Source organism: Lacinutrix cladophorae (assembly GCF_053604645.1).
This window is the reverse complement of sequence record NZ_JBSHNR010000110.1, coordinates 58,166-75,134: the sequence shown is the minus strand read 5'-3', so window position 1 is coordinate 75,134 and position 16,969 is coordinate 58,166. Positions and strand designations below refer to the sequence as shown.

Annotated in this window: 9 protein-coding genes; all 9 read left to right on the top strand. The window is 32.6% G+C overall.

Going from position 1 to position 16,969, the window contains the following annotated elements; genetic code table 11:
• The first annotated feature begins 33 nt into the window (after positions 1-33).
• On the top strand, positions 34-2,094 hold the full coding sequence (gene metG / locus ACVC3Y_RS07690; RefSeq protein WP_452226561.1) for a methionine--tRNA ligase: 2,061 nt from the start codon (positions 34-36) through the stop codon (positions 2,092-2,094).
• 1 nt (position 2,095) lies between these two features.
• A complete protein-coding gene (locus ACVC3Y_RS07685; RefSeq protein ID WP_303423086.1) occupies positions 2,096-2,563 on the top strand; it encodes a hypothetical protein in 468 nt (155 codons plus the stop codon).
• A gap of 79 nt (positions 2,564-2,642) precedes the next feature.
• A complete protein-coding gene (locus tag ACVC3Y_RS07680; protein WP_452226560.1) occupies positions 2,643-4,760 on the top strand; it encodes a Tex family protein in 2,118 nt (705 codons plus the stop codon).
• A 247-nt stretch (positions 4,761-5,007) separates the two neighbouring features.
• Positions 5,008-5,475, top strand: a complete 468-nt coding sequence (locus ACVC3Y_RS07675) for a hypothetical protein (protein WP_303423092.1) — start codon at positions 5,008-5,010, stop codon at positions 5,473-5,475.
• A 107-nt stretch (positions 5,476-5,582) separates the two neighbouring features.
• Positions 5,583-8,390, top strand: a complete 2,808-nt coding sequence (locus ACVC3Y_RS07670) for a helix-turn-helix and ligand-binding sensor domain-containing protein (RefSeq protein ID WP_303423094.1) — start codon at positions 5,583-5,585, stop codon at positions 8,388-8,390.
• 242 nt (positions 8,391-8,632) lie between these two features.
• Positions 8,633-11,713 carry a SusC/RagA family TonB-linked outer membrane protein gene (locus ACVC3Y_RS07665; protein ID WP_452226559.1) on the top strand — a complete coding sequence of 1,027 codons (3,081 nt, stop codon included), beginning with the start codon at positions 8,633-8,635 and terminating at the stop codon, positions 11,711-11,713.
• A 13-nt stretch (positions 11,714-11,726) separates the two neighbouring features.
• The gene (locus tag ACVC3Y_RS07660) at positions 11,727-13,172 is read left to right on the top strand and encodes a RagB/SusD family nutrient uptake outer membrane protein (protein WP_303423100.1); all 1,446 of its coding nucleotides are present in this window, start codon (positions 11,727-11,729) and stop codon (positions 13,170-13,172) included.
• An 11-nt stretch (positions 13,173-13,183) separates the two neighbouring features.
• Positions 13,184-15,274 carry a PKD domain-containing protein gene (locus ACVC3Y_RS07655; protein ID WP_452226558.1) on the top strand — a complete coding sequence of 697 codons (2,091 nt, stop codon included), beginning with the start codon at positions 13,184-13,186 and terminating at the stop codon, positions 15,272-15,274.
• A 10-nt stretch (positions 15,275-15,284) separates the two neighbouring features.
• Positions 15,285-16,898: a glycoside hydrolase family 16 protein gene (locus tag ACVC3Y_RS07650; RefSeq protein ID WP_452226557.1), complete on the top strand. Its 1,614-nt coding sequence runs from the start codon at positions 15,285-15,287 to the stop codon at positions 16,896-16,898.
• The last annotated feature ends 71 nt before the right edge of the window (positions 16,899-16,969 follow it).

The following is a 16,969-nucleotide window of genomic DNA, read 5'->3' as shown; positions in this document are numbered from 1 at the left end:
TGTACTTTTGTGTCTTCAAAAAAGAAATTTATAATGTCAAAAAGATATACAATTACTGCAGCTTTACCATACACCAATGGACCAATTCATATTGGTCATTTAGCGGGTGTTTATGTTCCTGCAGATATTTATGCGCGTTTTATGCGTTTAACAGGAAACGATGTTGCTTTTATTTGTGGTAGTGACGAGCATGGAGTTCCTATTACTATTAAAGCAAAAAAAGAAGGTGTAACCCCGCAAGACATTGTAGATAAATATCACGCAATTATTAAAAAATCTTTTGAGGACTTCGGAATTACTTTCGATAACTACTCACGTACTTCTGCTAAAATTCATCACGATACTGCTTCCGAATTTTTTACAACACTTTATAATAAAAATGAATTTGTTGAAGAAGTTTCCGAACAATTATATGATGCAGAAGCAAACCAATTTTTAGCAGATAGGTTTGTTGTTGGTACGTGTCCAAAATGTGGAAACGAAGAAAGTTATGGAGACCAATGTGAAAACTGCGGAACAAGCCATAATGCCACAGATTTAATAAATCCTAAATCTGCAATAACAGGAAACGTTCCCACTTTAAAGCAAACAAAACATTGGTTTTTACCTTTAAATAAACATGAAGAATTTTTAAGAGAATGGATTTTAAAAGGCCATAAAAAAGATTGGAAACCTAATGTTTATGGACAAGTTAAATCTTGGATTGACGATGGTTTACGTCCTCGTGCTGTAACCAGAGATTTAGACTGGGGAATCCCGGTACCTCTTGAAGGAGCCGAAGGAAAAGTTCTTTACGTATGGTTTGATGCACCAATTGGCTATATCTCTTCAACCAAAGAATGGGCAGATCGCGTTGGTAAAGATTGGGAACCTTACTGGAAAGACAAAGATACCAAATTGGTACACTTTATTGGTAAAGACAATATTGTGTTTCATTGCATTATTTTCCCAGCGATGCTTAAAGCAGAAGGTTCTTATATTTTACCAGATAATGTGCCTGCAAACGAGTTTTTAAATCTAGAAGGTAAAAAACTTTCTACCTCAAAAAACTGGGCTGTTTGGTTACCAGAATATTTAGAAGATTTCCCAAACCAACAAGATGTTTTACGTTATGCTTTAACAGCAAATGCACCAGAAAGTAAGGATAACGATTTTACTTGGAAAGATTTTCAGGCAAGAAACAACAACGAATTAGTAGCCATTTTTGGAAACTTCATCAATCGTGTAGTTGTTTTAACTAATAAATATTACAACGGAATTGTTCCTGAACCTGCTACTTTTTCTAAAATAGACGAAGAAACTCTTGCTGCAATAAAAGCATATCCAAACGTGATTTCTAGCTCTATTGAAAGATATCGTTTTAGAGAAGCAGGACAAGAATTAATAAATCTTGCCAGATTAGGAAATAAATATTTAGCAGACGAAGAGCCTTGGAAAGTGATTAAACTAGATGAGTCTCGTACTAAAACAATCATGTATGTCGCATTACAGATTGCTTCGGCTTTAGCTACATTAAGTGAACCCTTTTTACCGTTTACTTCTACAAAATTAAAATCTATTCTTTCGCATTCTACACTCGATGCGGAAACCACTTGGGAAGAAGTTTCTACCAAAGAAGTTTTACTGTCTGCAAATCACCAAATAGGAAAAGCAGAATTACTTTTTTCAAAAATAGAAGACGAAGCCATTCAAAAACAATTAGACAAATTAGAAGCTAGTAAAAAAGCAAACGAAATAGCAAATGCAGTTGTCGAGCCACAAAAAGAAACAATTGCTTTCGAAGATTTTACAAAACTAGACATTCGTGTTGGTACTATTTTGGAAGCCGAAAAAATGCCAAAAGCAAAAAAACTTTTAGTTCTTAAAGTAGACACCGGAATAGACGTAAGAACCATTGTTTCTGGTATTGCAGAAAGTTTTACCGCAGAAGAAGTAGTTGGTAAAAAAGTAACGGTTTTAGTAAACCTTGCGCCTAGAGCACTTCGTGGTGTAGAAAGTGAAGGCATGATTTTAATGACAGAAACTCCAGAAGGCAAATTAGTATTTGTAAATCCAGATGATGCAAATATTAGCAATGGGTTGCAAATAAGCTAGAATGAAAAAACTAGTTCTAGTATTTATTTTCATTAGTGTGTTTTCTTGTAAAACAAAAGTACCTCAAAAAAAGACCAATACTTTCTTACTTTCAGATAGTTGGATACTTAACAAGGTGTCTTACCTAGAGGCTAATTTTCATGATAAAACCATTCTTTTTAATGATGCTACAAACCAATGTTTTAAAGATAGTCGATGGCAATTTAACACCACAAATAACGATGGTACATACTCTATAAACGACCTTTATTGCACAATTGGAAAACGTGAAATCTCTTATCGTTTTTTAAAAACGGAAGAAAAAACAGGCTACTCAGATATTGTTTTAAAGACTAAAAATAAAGCAGGAAAGTGGAAACATTATAGAATAAAAATAACAGCGTTTTCTCATAATACAATGCAATGGCAATATGTTGTATACATTAAAAACAAAAGACATACCATTAACCTGCAATTTGAGAAAGCATAATTATTTACTCATTATATTAAACCTTGTAATTTAGCACTACAAGGTTTTTTTGTTACTTTTCTAAAATTAAATTCTCCTTATGATTTCTTTTATAATATCGAAAACCAAATTACCAGAAACTTCTGTAAAAAACACCATAATACTTTTAAATGAAGACTGTACAATTCCGTTTATATCGCGTTACAGAAAAGAACGAACAGGAAATTTAGATGAAGTTCAAATAGGTGAAATTGTAAAATATAAAGAAGCATATGAAACGTTAGAAAAACGTAAAATTGCTATTTTAAAAGCAATGGAAGAACAAGAACTTTTAACCGAAGAATTAAAAGATAAAATAAAAAAAACAAAAGACTTAATCACGCTAGAAGATATTTATTTACCTTTTAAGAAAAAGCGAAAAACCAAGGCAGAAAATGCACGTAAAAATGGTTTAGAACCTTTGGCTAAGATTATCATGAGCCAAAATACAAATGATATAAAATCGATAGCTTTTAAATATGTTAAAGGTGAAATTACTTCTGTAGAATCAGCTATAGAAGGTGCTAGACATATTATCGCAGAATGGATTAATGAGCGAACAGATATTAGAAACCAGATTAGAAACCAACTAGCGCGTTTCGCGATGATTTCCACGAAAGTGATAAAATCAATGAAAGATGATGAAAAAGCACAAAAATTTAGAGATTATTTTGATTGGGAAGAATCTTTAAACAGAATTCCATCGCACAGATTACTCGCTATTTTAAGGGCTGAAACCGAAGGGTATATTCGCGTAAAAATTGGTATCGATAATGATCGAGCCTTACAAAAAATAGAAAGCAGAATAATTAGATCGCAAAATGCATGTGCGTATCAAATAGAACTTGCAATTGCAGACACTTATAAACGTTTGCTCTTTCCTTCACTATCTAATGAGGCATTACAAAATGCGAAAAACAAAGCAGACGAATCTGCAATTACTGTTTTTGCAAAAAACTTGAAACAACTACTATTAGGTTCTCCATTAGGGGAAAAAAGAGTATTAGCAATAGATCCTGGGTTTAGATCTGGTTGTAAAGTAGTATGTCTAGATGCGCAAGGACAGCTTAAATACAACGAAACCATTTATCCGCATGCTCCCAAAAACGATAATATTGGAGCTATGAAAAAGATTAGCTCTTTAACGGATGCTTATAAAATTGAAGCTATTGCAATAGGTAACGGAACAGCTTCAAGAGAAACAGAAGCTTTAATACGTAAAATTCATTTTAAAAAAGACATACAAGTATTTGTTGTAAGTGAAGCTGGAGCTAGTATTTACTCGGCTTCTAAGATAGCTCGTGAAGAATTTCCAAATTATGATGTTACTGTAAGGGGCTCTGTTTCTATTGGGAGACGCCTTCAAGATCCTTTAGCAGAACTGGTTAAAATAGATGCTAAATCTATTGGTGTTGGGCAATACCAACATGATGTAGACCAAAGCAAGCTTCAAAAACAACTAGATGTTGTAGTAGAGAACTGTGTGAACGCCGTTGGCGTAAATATTAATACAGCTAGTAAAAGCTTACTTAGTTATGTCTCTGGAATTGGCCCAAAACTAGCTGAAAATATTTTTAATTACAGAAACGAAATTGGTGTTTTTACTAACCGAAATGAAATTAAAAAAGTGCCTCGATTAGGTGGAAAAGCTTTTGAGCAAGGTGCTGCTTTTTTAAGAATTAAAGAGGGCAAAAACCCTTTAGATAATTCTGCTGTTCACCCAGAAAGCTACAAAATAGTAGAAAAAATGGCTAAAGATTTAAAGGTATCTTTAAACGAGTTAATTGGAAACGCATCCATACTTCAAAAAATAAATATTAAAAACTACACCACAGAAACTATTGGTTTACTTACACTAGAAGATATTATTAAAGAATTAGAAAAACCAGGTTTAGATATTAGAGAGGTGGCTAAGGTTTTTACTTTTAATCAAAATATTAAAACGATTAATGACCTTAAAGTAGGGCAATTACTTCCAGGGATAGTAAATAACATTACCAATTTTGGTTGTTTTGTAGATGTTGGTATTAAAGAAAGTGGCTTAATTCATGTTTCTAACTTAGCAGATAGTTTTGTAAAAGATGTTAATGAACACGTACATTTACACCAACAAATTATAGTAAAAGTATTAGAGGTAGATATCATTAGAAAACGTATTCAACTAAAACTGGAGAAGTAATTGTAAAAAATCGAAAAAAAACCACTTTTATTTTGGAAAACTTACCGTTAATATGCTATATTCGTACTTTGTCGATTAAATGTTTGACAAAACACCCTAAAAACCCTAACAATAGCAATAATATATTTAATGAAATTTAATTTTTATTGAATATTATTAAAACATTAATTAGAATACAAAATTACCAGAAAAGGGGACTGATTTTTTTGAATCTGAATAATGTATTGCTAGCAACATTAATAGCAAAATGATTAAAAAACTTGTACTTGTACCCTTAGCATGTATTCTATTATTCGGATTTAAAAGCGCTAACGATATTTCTTCTGAGAAAATTCTAAAAGACTTTTGGCTACTAAACAAAGTATCTTACGTTGAGCCAGACATGCATGAAAGAATCACACTTTTTAACGATGTAACTAACTTTTGTTTTGAACAAAGCCTTTGGAGATTTAGTGAATTAAATAATACAGGAACTTACGCAATAAATGACCTTTATTGTTCTTTCGGAAAAAGAAACATTTCTTTTGATGTCACTAAATCGATTAAAAAATCTGGATTGTATGACGTTGTTTTAAAAATACAGAAAGAAAATGGTCTTGCCGATAAATTTAAAGTGAAAATCACGGAAATTACAGACAATTCGATGCAGTGGAACTACACTACCTGGATAAACAAAAGACCATACACTATAAAGATGAATTTTGTAAAAAAATAAGAACTACATTACTCATTTTGCACAAATTGTATAGTTAACAAAAAGACAGCTAAAAAACTTCTAAAATTTGTATATTGCATATTATACTTAACGTTTAAGTGATTATTATGCAAAAAAACAAAATCATCATTTTCTTATTGTTTGGGTTAATGTGTGGTTTAGTTATAGCACAAGAAATCCCTCCTATTGAAACCTATTCACCAAAAGATTTTGGTGCAGAAAATCAAAATTGGTCTATATCACAATCTAAAGACAAGCATATATATATTGCTAATAATAAAGGTCTTTTAGAGTTTAATGGTGCTAGCTGGACCCTATACCCTTCCCCAAACGAAACTATATTTCGTACTGTACATGTTGTAGATAATTTGATTTATACTGGATGCTATATGGAGTTTGGTTTTTGGAAAAGAAACGAACAAGGCACATTAACTTACACTTCTTTATCCAATGAGTTAGAGGTGCCCGTTATTGAAGACGAGCATTTTTGGAATATAATTAGTCTAGACAACTGGATATTATTTCAATCCTTAAATAGAATTATTATCTACGATGTAACCAATGCTTCTTATAAAGTTATAGATTCTAAAACCACTTTAACAAAAATATTTAAAGTAAATGAGACAATTTATTTTCAAAAACTACAAGATGGTATTTATAAAATAGAAAATGGATCACCAAAGTTAGTTACAAATCAAGAAATTGTTAAAAACAACATAGTAGTCAACATCTTTAACAATAAAGACGAACTACTTATACAAACCCAAGAAAAAGGCTTATATCAATTCACTAATAACAAATTAATAAAATGGGATAACCCTATAAATAACTTTTTAGCTAACAAAAGTGTTTATAGTAGCATCAAACTAAAAGATGACAGCTTTGCTTTTGGCACTATTTCTAATGGTATTTTACTTATAGATCAAAAAGGAAACATTAAACAACAAATAAATCATGAAAAAGGATTAAGCAACAACACCATATTATCCCTTTTTCAAGATCAAGACAGTAATATTTGGCTGGGTTTAGACAATGGAATTAACTGCATAAACATAACCTCTCCTTTTAGTATATTTGATGACATAAAAGGCGAACTAGGAACCATATACACTTCTGCTTTAAAAAACAACTACATATATCTAGGTACTAATCAAGGCTTATTTTATAGAAATCAAAACTCGAAAGAACCGTATAAATTTATTGAAGGCACTAAAGGGCAAGTTTGGTCCTTAGTAAATATAAATAATATTTTATTTTGTGGTCATGATAGTGGGACGTTTATTGTAAATAACAATCAAGTTGAAAAAATAGCAAACATACAAGGTACTTGGAACATAAAAACCATCGACTCGCATGAAAACCTACTATTACAAGGAAATTATAATGGCTTAAACATTCTTGAAAAAAAGAACAACAAATGGCAATTTCGAAATAAAATTGAAGGCTTTAATAGTTCATCCAAATACTTTGAACGAATAAATACTAATGAAATATTTGTAAACCACGAATACAAAGGGGTATTTAAAATTATAATTAATGAAGATTTCACAAAAGCGATTCAAGTAACCAAAGACACAACCATTAAAAAAGGACTACGTTCAAGTCTTATTAAGTATAACGACAACTTATTTTACTCTTATAAAAATGGTGTTTTCAAATACAATACCGCAACAAAAACTTTTAAAATAGATACTGTTTACAGTAAATTACTAGATAGTAGTCAATACATTTCTGGTAAATTAATAACCGATACAAAATCTACTAAACTTTGGGGTTTTACAAATAACAGTATTAACTATATTTCACCAGGAAAGCTTAGTAACGAACCTAATATTAGTAAAATCTCATTACCAAACTCAATTAAAAAAGGAATGTCGGGCTATGAAAATATTTTACATTTAGAAAATGAAAAATATTTATTTGGAACCTCAACAGGTTACATCATAATAGATTTAGATAAATTAAAAGAAAAACAATATACCATACACATAAACACAATAACAAAACAAGAAATAAATAAACCTGCTATTCGCGTAAAAATCGACGAAAACACTAGTTTTAACAACAATGAAAACAACATTGAATTTAGTTATAACGTTACAGAATTTGAAAAATTTCACGAAACACAATACCAATACCAACTATTAGGTTTATATAACACCTGGAGTAATTGGTCTTCTAATTCAAGTATATCTTTTAACAACTTACCTTTTGGCGATTACACCTTTAACGTTAGAGCCAAAATAGCTAATAGCAAATCTAATAATATTGCCACCTACAATTTCAACATTGCTAAACCTTGGTATTTAAGTAATCTAATGATTGCATTATATATTCTTGGACTTTTAGTTTTCTCGTTTATGATGCATACTATATATAAAAGGTATTACAGAAAACAAAGAGAAAAATTACTTCAAAATACACAACGAGAATTAGATCTTAAAAAATTAGAAAATGAGCAACAGCTCATGAGTTTTAAAAACGAAAAACTACAACAAGATGTAAATAGTAAAAACAGAGAACTGGCTATCTCTACAATGAGCTTAATTAAGAAGAATGAATTTTTAAACAATATTAAAAACGAACTTAAAAATGCAGATGAAAACAAAAATTTAAAATCAGTAATAAAAATTATTGACAATAACCTAAACAACACAAATGATTGGAAATTATTTCAAGAAGCTTTTAATAATGCAGATAAAGATTTCTTGAAAAAGATTAAAGCTATTCATCCTTCATTAACTCCAAATGATTTACGTTTATGTGCTTATTTAAGACTAAACTTATCTTCAAAAGAAATAGCTCCTTTATTAAACATCTCCCCAAGAAGCGTCGAAGTAAAACGGTATCGTTTGCGTAAAAAAATAGAATTACCACACGAAGCAAGCTTAACAAGCTACATTTTAGATCTATAACTACCAAACATGAGGGTTTTTTAACCATACATTACCACAACATTGTTAAATTCATGCTTTTTTTTATAGCATTTACATTATTAACAAAATATTATATTTTTCCTTATTTTAAAGACCATACAATGCTAATTCAACAAAAAAATGGTTGTTTTTTTGTTATGTATATTTTTTGTTGCGGTGTATTTTAAAAATTTCACATTTATTATAGATAGTTTTAACATCAAGAAATCAAACTAATATTTATGAGACTCACACTCTACACATTTTTAGCACTACTATTGTTTACAACAGCAAGTGCACAGAACCATACTATTTCTGGAACCATTATAGAGAAAGATAATGGCATGCCTATTCCTGGTGCTAACATAATAGTTAAAAACACCAACAATGGAGTCGTTTCCGATTTTGATGGCCTTTTTACTATTAATGAAGTACCTAATGGAGCTACGCTACAATTTAGTTATGTTGGCTTTGTTACTTATGAAGTTGTAATAAATAAATCAACTACTCTAAATATTCAATTAGAAACAGATGTAGCAAGCCTAGACGAAGTTGTTGTAATTGGTTACGGTTCTCAAAAACTTAGTAAGGTTTCAGGTTCTGTATCTAAAGTAGATTCAGAAAGTATTGAAACTCTAAAACCAGTAAGGGTTGAAGAAGCCCTTCAAAGTTCTGCAACTGGTATCAATGTAGTCTCTAATGGTTCCCCTGGTAAATCACCAGCAATATCTATCAGAGGTGTTGTGTCTGCGCAAGGTAGCTCTCCTTTAGTAGTTGTAGATGGCGTAATACAAGGTATAGACGATTTAAATACCTTAAACCCATCAGATGTGGAATCTATTAATGTTTTAAAAGATGCAGCATTAACTGCAATATATGGTGTAAAAGGAGGAAATGGTGTTATTGTAGTTACGACAAAATCTGGTAAGAAAAACCAAAAAGTTACTGTTAATTTTGACTCCTCTTATGGTGTTCAAGAAGTAATAAGACAGGTTGATGTTTTAAATGCTAGTGAATATGCTGCCATACTAAACGAAGCAAGTGTAGCTTCTGGAGGAGATATTATATTTCCAGACCTCTCTACTATAGGTAAAGGTACAAATTGGCAAGATGAAGTAATCGAAACTGCAGCTATACAATCGCATAACATTTCGGTTTCTGGAGGATCAGAAAAAATAAGTTACTTTTTCTCTGGAGGATTTTTAGGACAAGATGGTGTTGTTGGCGGCAATGATAAATCGTATTTTGATAGAACATCGCTTTCTGGTAGAATAAACGCAGATTTATCCGATAAGTTTAAACTAATAGTAAACACAAATTATGCAAATATTAAAGACAAATCTTTGTCTGAAAATAATATAGGAAGTGTTTTATCTAATGCTTTAAATTTCGATCCAATGGTAAATCCATATAATTCCGATGGAAGTTTTGGTATTAGTGAAACTATCACACAAGAAATAATTAACCCGTTAACGCAATTAGACAACACTTATAACGAAGGGAATACGAATAAAATCACTGGTAAATTAGAATTACAATACAAAATATTAGATAATGTAAAATTAACTTCACGCTTTGGCTATAATTATGTAGACGTTTATACTAAAAACTTTACTCCTTTAGTGTATTATGGTGTTGGTCATAATGGTACAACTGCAAATCCAGATTTATCTCCAATAATAACCACAGATGCAGAAACAGGAGAGGAAACATCTACACACAATAGAGTATCAGAGTCTAACACAAATTACTTTTCTTACACCTATGAATTGTTTGGAAATTATGACTTTAATCTTATAAACGAAAATCATAATTTTGAAACAGTATTGGGATTATCTCTTAGTAGAAATTCTGGAGAAAACATAACAGCTAATGCACAAGACATACCTTTTAATTCATGGAGTTATGCAGATGTAAGTGCTGCAACTGGAGATAACGCCTCACAAACCTCTGGTTCATGGCAATATCTTAATAAAAACATGTCCTACTTTGGAAGATTAAATTATGATTTTAACAATAAATACCTAGTTTCTATTTTAGGAAGGTATGATGGTTCTTCAACATTTGGTGATAACAATAGATACGGTTTATTCTATGCTGCATCTTTAGGTTGGGTAGCTTCAAACGAAGACTTTTTCAATTCTGAAATTATTGATTTCCTAAAAATTAGAGGTAGTTATGGCGCAACCGGAAGTGATAATCTAGGAGATAATGCAGATGCACAATTTTCTTCCATTAATACATTTCCACAATACACCTTCGATGGTAATATTGTAAGTGGTTCAACATTAGGTTCTATACCAAACCCAGACTTATCATGGGAAACACAAAAACAATTAAATGCTGGTTTTGATATTAGAATGTTTACAAACAAAATATCCATGTCTGCAGACTATTACCAAAAGGATGTAGTAGATTTAATCTTTAGACCTTCACCTAGCTTATATCTTGGTGATATTGCTGCTCCATCTGGAAATGTAGGTGCTTCAAAAACAAACGGTGTAGATATTTCATTAGGTTATAATAATGAATTTTCAGATGACTTTAGCTTTAGTACAAACATTAACTTTACCACCGTAAATACAGAAGTTACCAAAGTAGATAATGGAGGTGCCGATTTTGTTCTAGGAGCTGGATACGGAATTCCTTATACCATTATAAGTCGTTTTGAAGAAGGGGAAACACCTTGGTATTTTTATGGTTATCAAACCGATGGCATTTTTCAAACTCAAGAAGAGATTGATACACATGCAACGCAAACTGGTGCACAACCAGGAGATATTAGATTTGCAGATATAAATGGTGATGGAGTAATTAATGATGAAGATAGAACAAATATAGGAAATCCTTTCCCTGATTTTACTTTTGGTTGGAATGCCTCTATTAACTATAAAAATGTAGATTTTAATATTGGAACTTATGCTTCTATTGGAAATGATATTTATAGAGCTTATGAAAGAAACTCCACCTACACAAACCGTTTTGCTTCTACTTTAGACAGATGGACAGGTCCAGGAACTAGTGATTCAGAACCTAGAGTTACTTTTGAAGACACCAACAACAACACAAGAGCTTCAGATAGATATATTGAAGATGGCAGCTTTTTCAAAATTAAAAACTTACAGCTTGGTTATACCATACCAAATGTTCCAGGTATAAGCAAACTACGTTTATACGCACAAGTTAAAAACGTATATACATTTACCAAATATTCAGGTTACGACCCAGAAATATCTTCTGGTAGTGTTAGTGATACAGGTGTTGACAGAGGAACCTATCCTATCCCAAGAATTTGGTCTGTTGGATTAAATGTAAACTTTTAAAAAAAAAAGAATTATGAAAATACTTAAAAACTCCGTTTTACCTTTTATGCTAATCTTTTTAGCATTAGGCTGTTCCGATTATTTAGATGTAGAACCAACAGATACACACGAAATAGAAGATAGTGTTTATTTTCAACAAGAAGCAGATTATCAAGCTGCAGTTATAGGAACCTATGACCCTTTACAATGGATGTATTTAAATACACTTATTGGGGATATCGCATCAGACAACTCTTTATGTGGTGGCGAAAGCGCAACAGATGTAATTGGGTTACAACAAATTGACGACATGACACACAACCCTAATAATGACAACTTAACCAATTTATGGAAATGGTGTTATGAAGGCGTAAATCGTGCTAATTATTTAGAAGAAAACAAAACCAAATTAGATTTTGATGGTAAAGAAGCTTTATATGGTGAAGTTTATTTTTTAAGAGCTTATTATTATTTTGAATTGGTTAAATTTTTTGGAGATGTACCAGTATTTGTGGATAGAAGATTAGATGCTTCAGATTCAGGAAACATACCTAGAAGTCCAAAAGCAGATGTTTATACACAAATAGAAACAGACCTAAGAGATGCAATTGCTGTGTTACCAACTACACAATCGCAATCAGGAAGAGTAACAAAATATGCCGCACAAGCATTATTAGGTAAAGCATATTTGTATCAAGAAAAATTTCCTGAAGCTGCAACAACTTTAAATAATGTAATTGGTGCTTTTACTTTAGTAGATGACTTTGAAAGCCAGTTTTTAAAATCTGGAGAAAATGGTATAGAATCTGTTTTTGAAGTACAATACACAAATACGTCAGAGTGGTATGATTGGGATTATGTACCGCAAGGGACAGAAGGTAATTTTGGAATAATACACAATGGTCCAAGAGCAGACATTGCTGGCTATGCTAGAGGCTGGGCTTTTAATGTTCCAACACAAGACTTATATGATGCTTATGATAGTGAAGACACAAGAAGAGAGGCTACTATACTAACATATTCTGGCGATGCAAGTAGCTTAGCTGGTTATGAACAAACGGGATATTTTAACCATAAATACATACCAAGAGCTGGTGAAAGTGGCGCCCAAACAGAACTTAATTATTTGAATAATTATAGAGCTATTCGTTATGCAGATGTTTTATTAATGGCTGCAGAAGCAAATGCTAGAGGAAATATTAGTGATGGTTTAGCACAACAATACTTAAATGAAGTTAGAAGAAGAGCTTTTGGTGATTTAGATCATGATATAACCTCTTCAGGTAACACATTAGTTCAAGCAATTTGGAACGAAAGAAAACTAGAATTAGCAATGGAAGGGCACCGCTTCTTCGATTTAGTAAGAACTGGTGAAGCTGCATCAACCATAAATGGTTTTACAACAAATAAACACGAAGTATTCCCTATTCCTCAACTAGAAAGAGATATTTCAGGTATAACTCAAAACGAAGGATATTAAAAAATAACTATATGAAAACAATAAAATACATATTCAGTATGTGCATTATTACACTACTAATTATTAGTTGTGTAAATGATGATGATAATACAGACTTTGTGAATACTGCTGTCGCTCCAACTAACGTTATGGCATTATTTAATGTAACACAAGACAATACAGGATTGGTTACGATAACACCTACAGCAGAAAATGCAATTAATTTTAATATTTTTTATGGTGATGCAACAGAAGAACCAGCAAATATCATGCAAGGAGAAAATGCGATGCACACATACGAAGAAGGTACTTACACCGTAAGAATTGTTGCAGTTGGAGTTACAGGATTAGAAACAGAAATCACAAAAGAATTGGCTGTATCTTTTAATGCTCCTTCAAATTTAGTTGCAACCGCAGAAAATGATGTTGCCATATCTAAACAAGTAAATGTTTTAGCTACTGCTGATGATGCAGTAAGTTACGATGTTGATTTTGGAGATGGAAGTGAAATACTAACTGGAAACATAGGGGAAATAATTTCTCATATCTATGCAGACGCAGGAACTTATAATATAACTGTTGTGGCGATGGGAGCTGCTATTGAAACCACACAATTTATAATTGAAGATTTTGAAGTTACTGCGATTCTTCAACCTTTAGCTTCAGCGCCAACACCTCCTGCAAGAGCTGCTCAAGATGTTATATCTGTATTTAGTGCAGCATATACAGATTTAGAAAACACAAATTTCTTCCCAGATTGGGGACAAGGCGGACAAGGTAGTTCTTGGGCTATGTTTGATTTAGCTGGTGATCAAATGCTTCAATACATTAACCTTAGTTACCAAGGGGTAGCTCTAGAAGACGGAACTAGTGCAGATGTATCTGCAATGGAGTTTCTACACATAGATGTATGGACTGCAGATGTTACAACACAAATAGAAACATCATTAATTAATAATCCGGCTGGGTCTTCGGAAGCTCCAGTAACAAATAATTTAAATCCAAACGATTGGACAAGTATAGATATTCCAATTTCCGACTATACAGATCAAGGATTAAGTGTAAATGAAATTTTTCAATTAAAATTTGTTGGCACACCTTGGGCTGCTGGAACTGTATTTATTGATAATATTTACTTCTGGAAAGAATCTACTGGTCCTTCTCCAATAGTAGGCACATGGAAAATAGCACCAGAAGAAGGTGCCCTTGAAGTTGGAGATGGTGCTGGAACTATATGGTGGGCAATTCCAGCTGCTGATGTAGCAACCAGAGCTTGTTATTTTGATGATGAATATATTTTTAATGCAGATGGATCCTTCCAAAATGTACTAGGTACAGAAACATGGTTAGAAACATGGCAAGGAGTAGCCGCTGATGGATGTGGAGCACCAATCGCACCTCATAACGGATCAAGTCCAGCAACATATATCGATAATGGTAATTCTTTAACCATTTCAGGTGTTGGTGCTTATTTAGGAATACCTAAAGTGCATAATACAGGTGAAGATGGTATGCCAGTAAATGATACTATTACTTATGATTATGTAATAGCACCAGATGGTAATACTTTAGAAATAACAATTTCAGGGTTTAATGGAGGTACAGAGTATTGGTACTATAAATTAATTAAAGATTCTGCTCCAGTTTCCCCTTTAATTGGTACATGGAAAGTAGCTTCTGAAGAAGGTGCTCTTGAAGTTGGAGATGGAGCTGGAACGGTATGGTGGTCGATTCCAGATGCTGATCTTGCAGCAAGAGCTTGTTATTTTGATGATGCATATATTTTCAATGCAGATGGATCATTTCAAAATGTATTAGGTACAGAAACATGGCTAGAAACATGGCAAGGAGTAGCTGCTGATGGATGTGGAGCTCCAATTGCACCTCATAATGGTACAAATACAGCATCGTATACAAGCACAGCAAGTACTGTAACTGTAAATGGCTTAGGTGCATATCTAGGATTACCTAAGGTGCATAATACAGGTGAAAATGGAATGCCTGATAATGATACTATTACCTATGATTATGTATTGTCAACAGATGGTAACACATTAGATATTACTATTTCTGGATTTAATGGAGGTACAGAGTATTGGTATTATAAATTGATTAAACAATAAATAAAAAAAGATGAAAAATATAAAATATATTATAACTCTTTTCTTCTCCCTTGTGTTTTTAGTAAGCTGTGAAGAAGAAAACTACCAATTTGGAGACTTAACTGCACCAACCAACCTTCAAGTTTCGGCTGAAATAATAGGTCAGGATACAGCAAACCCATTTGGTGATGGATCTGGTAATGTGAATTTTACAGCTACTGCAGATAATGCTATTACCTATAGATATTCATATAATGGAGATCAGGAAATAGCTCCTAACGGTGAACTTGCATATGCTTTTTCTAATTTAGGTATCAACACCTACACAGTTACAGTTATTGCAATAGGCCCAGGAGGTAATTCTACTTCTGCAACTATTGAAGTAGAAGTATTAGCAACCTACTCTGCTCCTGCAGATTTATTAGCAATACTTCATGGAAATGAATCAAAAACTTGGAGAGTTAAATCGGAAAAAGCTGGTCATTTTGGTTTGGGACCAGTTGGTGGAGCTCCTACCGAATGGTATGCCGCTGGCCCAAGTGAAAAAGCAGCAACAGGAATGTATGATGATCGTTATGTTTTCCATTCTGATGGAACATTTACCCATGTCACAAATAGCGTAAATGACGATCCAACAGAAGATGTTACTGGTACTATTTTTGGACGTGTTGGTTTAGTTGAAGAATTAGGACCACACAACGAAACTCCAAATGGAGATGATATAGAAAACTATCCGTATAGTGACTATTCCGAAAACTGGACTTTAACAGCTCCAGGTGGTAACGAAACTATTAATTTAAGTGGATTAGGATTTATTGGTTACTACACAGGAGGTTCTCATAGTTATGAAATTTATGATCGTTCAGTGGCAAATGAACTACTTCTTAGAACTACCGATGGTAATAATGGTTTTGACTGGTGGTTTATTATAACTTCTGAAGAAGAGGAAACTGGAACAGAACTAGAATTAGTTTGGTCTGATGAATTTGATACGAATGGTACTCCTAACCCTGCAAACTGGACCTACGACCTTGGTGCTGGAGGATGGGGAAATCAAGAATTACAAACATATACAGACAACGCCGAAAATGTAATAGTAGATAATGGCTCACTTATAATAACCGCTAAAGCAAATGGTAGTGGTTATACTTCCGCAAGATTAAAATCCGAAGGATTACAAAGTTTCACCTATGGTAAAATGGAAATTAGAGCAAAATTACCAGCTTCCCAAGGTACTTGGCCAGCTATTTGGATGTTAGGTTCTAATTTTAGCACAGTAGGTTGGCCTACTTGTGGTGAAATAGACATTATGGAACAAACAGGTTGGGATAAAAATATTTCCTTAGGCACTTGCCATTGGTTAGATAGCGGAAGCGGAACTAACGCTAGTTATGGAGAAACCACAGCTATAGCAAATGCTGCAACAGAATTTCATGTATATTCTCTAGATTGGAGTGAACAATCGGTTAAAATTTCGGTAGACGATGTTCCATTTATGACATTAACTAATAGTTCTAATTTACCATTTAATGCAGACTTCTTCTTTATACTTAATATAGCAATGGGAGGAACTCTTGGTGGAGATATTGACCCTGCATTTACAGAAGACACCATGGAAATTGATTATGTAAGAGTATATCAATAAAACATAAAAGTAGTTTATAATTATTTTGAATTAGTAATTTTAAAATTAAAGGTCGAGCACACTACTCGACC

What these genes read in the sequence shown, in the direction of transcription:
- ACVC3Y_RS07685 (WP_303423086.1), top strand. Translation starts at nt 2,096, where the DNA reads ATGAAAAAACTAGTTCTAGTATTTATTTTCATTAGTGTGTTTTCTTGT.
- ACVC3Y_RS07650 (WP_452226557.1), top strand. Translation starts at nt 15,285, where the DNA reads ATGAAAAATATAAAATATATTATAACTCTTTTCTTCTCCCTTGTGTTT.
- ACVC3Y_RS07670 (WP_303423094.1), top strand. Translation starts at nt 5,583, where the DNA reads ATGCAAAAAAACAAAATCATCATTTTCTTATTGTTTGGGTTAATGTGT.
- ACVC3Y_RS07680 (WP_452226560.1), top strand. Translation starts at nt 2,643, where the DNA reads ATGATTTCTTTTATAATATCGAAAACCAAATTACCAGAAACTTCTGTA.
- ACVC3Y_RS07655 (WP_452226558.1), top strand. Translation starts at nt 13,184, where the DNA reads ATGAAAACAATAAAATACATATTCAGTATGTGCATTATTACACTACTA.
- ACVC3Y_RS07665 (WP_452226559.1), top strand. Translation starts at nt 8,633, where the DNA reads ATGAGACTCACACTCTACACATTTTTAGCACTACTATTGTTTACAACA.
- ACVC3Y_RS07660 (WP_303423100.1), top strand. Translation starts at nt 11,727, where the DNA reads ATGAAAATACTTAAAAACTCCGTTTTACCTTTTATGCTAATCTTTTTA.
- metG (WP_452226561.1), top strand. Translation starts at nt 34, where the DNA reads ATGTCAAAAAGATATACAATTACTGCAGCTTTACCATACACCAATGGA.
- ACVC3Y_RS07675 (WP_303423092.1), top strand. Translation starts at nt 5,008, where the DNA reads ATGATTAAAAAACTTGTACTTGTACCCTTAGCATGTATTCTATTATTC.